The sequence below is a fragment of the Kitasatospora sp. NPDC059817 genome, assembly GCF_042731835.1.
GTDB lineage: Bacteria > Actinomycetota > Actinomycetes > Streptomycetales > Streptomycetaceae > Kitasatospora.
Genome location: NZ_JBHWIR010000337.1, coordinates 1 through 4,491, shown reverse-complemented (window position 1 = coordinate 4,491; position 4,491 = coordinate 1). Strand labels below are relative to the sequence as shown.

Here is a 4,491-nt window from a genome sequence, read left to right as displayed (position 1 = left end):
TCGGGGCCCGGCGCGGGGACACCCCCCGGGGCCGGGGCCCCTCTCGTGTTCGGCCGGTCGGTGACCGGCCAGGTCGGGTTCGGCCAGTCGGTGCCCGGCCACGGCCGAGGTCAGTCGTCGTCCAGGGCCAGGTGCAGCCCCCACGAGACCAGGCTGATGATCAGCGAGCCGAGCAGCGCCGGCACGAAGCCCGTGACGTTGAAGTCCAGGTGCAGCTTCCCCGCGGCCCAGGAGGTCAGCCACAGCATCAGGGCGTTGATCACGAAGGTGATCAGCCCCAGGGTGAGGATGAACAGCGGGAACGAGAACAGCTTGACCAGCGGCTTGATCAGGAAGTTGACCAGGCCGAAGACCACGGCGACGGCGACCACCGTCAGGGCCTTGTGTCCCAGGTCGGCCTTGCCGCTCGCGAGTTGGATACCGTTGACGATCCAGGCGGCGACCCAGATGGCCACCGCGTTGATCACTGTCTTGATGAGGAAACCCTTCATGACGCCCAAGCCTGGCAGGCCCCGCCGCCCCGGGGGAAGCTCTCCTCGGACATGTTGGCGCTCCCGCCGGACATCTTGGCGCCCCCGGTCCGGCGCCCGTGGTGTTGAATGCCCGTGGCCCGCACGGTGGATGGACGAAGGAGGGGAGCAGCGGTGAAGCTGTTCCGGTTGGACGAACTGGACGTCGAACGCGCGGCGAACGACGGCGCGTACCTGCGCTTCCTGCGCGAACCGCGGATGTCCGCCGGGCTCTACGCGCTCTCCCCCGGCGACACCGACCCGCAGACCGCGCACGACCAGGACGAGATCTACCAGGTGATCAGCGGCCGCGCCGAACTGACCGTAGGCGCCGAGACCGCCACGGTCGGGCGCGGCACCGTCGTCTACGTCCCGGCCGGCACCGAACACCGCTTCCACCACGTCACCGAGGAACTGCGGGTCCTGGTGGTGTTCTCCCCGCCCGAGGGCTGACCGTCTGCGGACCGACCGGGAACCGGCCGGGGACCTGCCGGGGACTGACCGTCCGCGGGCCGGCCGGGGCCGACCGTCTAGGGTCCTGGGCATGAGCAAGAGCCTGACGGAAGAACTCTGGGCGGCCATCGAGCCGGTGTACGCCGAGATCCTCGCCCACCCCTTCATCGGCGGCCTCACCGACGGCACCCTGCCGCGTGCGGCCTTCCGCCACTTCGTCGTCCAGGACTCGCACTACCTGCGCGACTACGCCCGCGCGCTCGCCGTCTGCGCCGCCAAGGCGCCCGGCGAGGAGGACGTGCGGGCCTTCGCCGACGACGCGGTCGGCGCGCTGGCCGCCGAACAGGGCATGCACGCCGAGTTCCTGACCGCCTTCGGCGGCAGCGCCGAGCAGGCCGCCGCCGAACCGGTGCTGCCCACCACCCGGGCCTACACCAGCTACCTGCTGGCCACCGTCTACGGCGGCTCCTTCGCCGAGGCCGTCGGCGCGGTGCTGCCCTGCTACTGGATCTACGCCCGGGTCGGCGAGGCGCTGCTCGCCCAGGGCTCCCCCGACCCGCTGTACGCCAAGTGGATCGCCACCTACGGCGACGAGGCGTTCCAGTCCGTCGTCCGCCGGGTGCTGGCGCTCACCGACCGCCTCGGCGAGGAGATCTCCCCGGCCGAACGGCGCCGGGTCGTCGAGCACTTCACGACCACCTCGCGCTACGAGTGGATGTTCTGGGACGCCGCCTGGCGCGGCGAGCGCTGGCCGGTCTGACCGCTGGTCGCATGGGGTGCGGGGCCCTTTCCGGGGGTCGTCCCCGATGCCCGTACCCGGGTCTCCCCGGGGCCCCGGGTCGGGGTGATCTAGGGGTTCTCTCCGGGCCATCGGGCCTCGTTCCGGCACTCGTGTCCCCGTACGATCGAAGTACCGAAAGCAAGCGGGATGCGGCACCGGACGGCAGCCGACCCCACGGGGAGAGAAGGAACGGTCATGGCTGAGCTCTGGAAGTCGCTGCCCTCCTGGGTGCGGAACATCGTCATCCCGGTGCTGGTCCTGGTGCTGCTCTGGAACATCGTGGGATTCGTCTTCGGTGTCGTCGGCGCCCTGCTGAGCATCATGATCAAGGTGCTGGTCGTCGCCGGTATCGCCGCCGCCGTGGTGGTCCTGGTGAAGAAGGCCGCCAAGGGCTGAGCAACCGCCCGAGGCCCGGCCCCCTGGACGGGGGGCCGGGCCTTCGGCGTTCCCGGCGCGGCGTCCGGCCGGCCGGAGGCGTGCTGGACCTGCGGCGATCGGCTCGCTACGGTGTTGGGCGTCATGTGCAGGCAACACCGCCTGCCGACGCGGGAGCTCGGAGCACCGGGCTGAGAGGGCGCTGACCGGGACGTCGACGGACGGACCGACGGCTGCGTCGACCGCAGGAACCTGACCGGGTAATGCCGGCGTAGGGAGTTTGAGGTCAGATGACCACGTTCGAAGCACAGCCGCAGCCTGCCCGCAGCACCGGGAACAGCGGCACCGAGGCCGGCGGCAGCGAGACCGGCGAGGCCGCCACCGCCACCGCCTCCGTCACCAGCGCCGGCACCGGCTACCCCACCCCGGCCTGGCGCAAGGCCTACCGCGAAGGGTCCCGGCCCGACCTGCGGGTCCCGTACCGCGAGGTGCAGCTCACCAACGGCAGGACCGTCCCGCTGTACGACACCTCCGGCCCGTACACCGACCAGGCCTACGAACCCGACGTGCGGCGCGGCCTGCCCGCCCTGCGCGATGCCTGGATCCGCCTGCGCGGCGACGTCGAGGAGTACGACGGCCGCGAGGCGCGCCCCGAGGACGACGGGATCAAGCACACCTCGCCGCGCGGCGGGAACCTGCGCAACCTGGACGCCGTCTTCCCGGGCCGCCCGCGCCGCCCGCTGCGCGGCCGCGGCGGTGCCGCCGTCACCCAACTCGCCTACGCCAAGCGGGGCGTGGTCACCCCCGAGATGGAGTTCGTGGCGCTGCGCGAGGGCCTCGCCCCCGAGTACGTGCGGGCCGAGGTGGCCCGCGGCCGGGCCGTCATCCCGGTCAACGTGAACCACCCCGAGGTGGAGCCGGCGATCATCGGCACCAACTTCCTGGTGAAGATCAATGCCAACATCGGCAACTCCGCCGTCACCTCCTCGATCGAGGAGGAGGTGGAGAAGATGACCTGGGCCACCCGTTGGGGCGCCGACACCGTCATGGACCTCTCCACCGGCCGCAACATCCACACCACCCGCGAGTGGATCCTGCGCAACTCCCCCGTGCCGATCGGCACCGTGCCGCTCTACCAGGCCCTGGAGAAGGTCGACGGCAAGGCCGAGGACCTGAGCTGGGAGGTGTACCGGGACACCGTCATCGAGCAGTGCGAGCAGGGCGTCGACTACATGACCGTCCATGCCGGCGTCCTGCTCCGGTACGTCCCGCTGACCGCCCGCCGCAAGACCGGCATCGTCTCGCGCGGCGGCTCGATCATGGCCGCCTGGTGCCTGGCGCACCACCAGGAGAACTTCCTCTACAGCAACTTCGAGGAGCTCTGCGACATCCTCGCGCGCTACGACGTCACCTTCTCGCTCGGCGACGGCCTGCGCCCCGGCTCCATCGCGGACGCCAACGACGAGGCGCAGTTCGCCGAACTGCGCACCCTCGGCGAGCTCGGCCGGATCGCCCGCGAGCGCGACGTCCAGGTGATGATCGAGGGCCCGGGCCACGTCCCGATGCACAAGATCAAGGAGAACATGGATCTCCAGCAGGAGATCTGCGACGAGGCGCCGTTCTACACCCTCGGCCCGCTCACCACCGACGTCGCCCCCGGCTACGACCACATCACCTCGGGCATCGGCGCCGCGATGATCGCCTGGTGGGGCACCGCGATGCTCTGCTACGTCACGCCCAAGGAGCACCTGGGCCTGCCCAACCGCGACGACGTCAAGACCGGCGTGATCACCTACAAGATCGCCGCCCACGCCGCCGACCTCGCCAAGGGCCACCCCGGCGCCCAGGACTGGGACGACGCCCTCTCCGACGCCCGCTTCGAGTTCCGCTGGGAGGACCAGTTCAACCTGGCCCTCGACCCGGAGACCGCCCGCGCCTTCCACGACGAGACCCTCCCCGCCGAACCCGCCAAGACGGCCCACTTCTGCTCCATGTGCGGCCCGAAGTTCTGCTCGATGAAGATCAGTCAGAAGATCCGCGCCGAGCACGGTGACGGTTCCAGCGCCGTGGAGACCGAGTTCGACGCCGAGGCCCTGGCGGGCATGGCGGAGAAGTCCGCCGAGTTCGCCGCCCAGGGCAACCGCGTCTACCTCCCCCTCGCCGACTGACGTCGTTCTGTCGAAGCGCTGCTCCGGGTGTCTCGCTGTTCCTGTGGCAGCGCTTCGGCATGCCTGGGCCACGGCGCCGCACTTGGGCCACTGGGGGATCCGGTCGCCGAGCTAGTGCTGCTCCGCGGAAGTTCGTGGAGGGGTGTTGATCAGATATCCAGTCCGCTGAGGTAGAGGCCGCCTGCGCAGTCGAGGGCTTCTTCCG

5 protein-coding genes and 1 riboswitch are annotated in these 4,491 nt (G+C 70.7%); of the genes, 4 read left to right on the top strand and 1 reads right to left on the bottom strand.

Annotation, left to right across the window (positions count from 1 at the left end; genetic code table 11):
- Positions 1 to 110: 110 nt before the first annotated feature.
- Complete coding sequence (locus ACFV61_RS34740) at positions 111 to 491, bottom strand: phage holin family protein (RefSeq protein WP_063351244.1); 381 nt, start codon at positions 489 to 491, stop codon at positions 111 to 113.
- Positions 492 to 644: 153 nt separating this feature from the next.
- On the opposite strand from ACFV61_RS34740, the gene ACFV61_RS34735 reads away from it, so the two are divergent.
- The 4 genes from ACFV61_RS34735 to thiC all read left to right on the top strand — a co-directional run bounded on the left by ACFV61_RS34735 (position 645) and on the right by thiC (position 4,286).
- Positions 645 to 962, top strand: coding sequence for a cupin domain-containing protein (locus ACFV61_RS34735; RefSeq protein WP_063348423.1), 318 nt, complete (start codon positions 645 to 647; stop codon positions 960 to 962).
- A 91-nt stretch (positions 963 to 1,053) separates the two neighbouring features.
- On the top strand, positions 1,054 to 1,722 hold the full coding sequence (gene tenA, locus ACFV61_RS34730; protein WP_063348422.1) for a thiaminase II: 669 nt from the start codon (positions 1,054 to 1,056) through the stop codon (positions 1,720 to 1,722).
- Positions 1,723 to 1,938: 216 nt separating this feature from the next.
- Positions 1,939 to 2,139 carry a DUF5326 family protein gene (locus ACFV61_RS34725; RefSeq protein WP_063348421.1) on the top strand — a complete coding sequence of 67 codons (201 nt, stop codon included), beginning with the start codon at positions 1,939 to 1,941 and terminating at the stop codon, positions 2,137 to 2,139.
- A 139-nt stretch (positions 2,140 to 2,278) separates the two neighbouring features.
- Positions 2,279 to 2,413: riboswitch (TPP riboswitch) on the top strand.
- Positions 2,409 to 4,286, top strand: coding sequence for a phosphomethylpyrimidine synthase ThiC (thiC, locus tag ACFV61_RS34720; protein ID WP_380496093.1), 1,878 nt, complete (start codon positions 2,409 to 2,411; stop codon positions 4,284 to 4,286). Its footprint overlaps the riboswitch before it by 5 nt.
- The last annotated feature ends 205 nt before the right edge of the window (positions 4,287 to 4,491 follow it).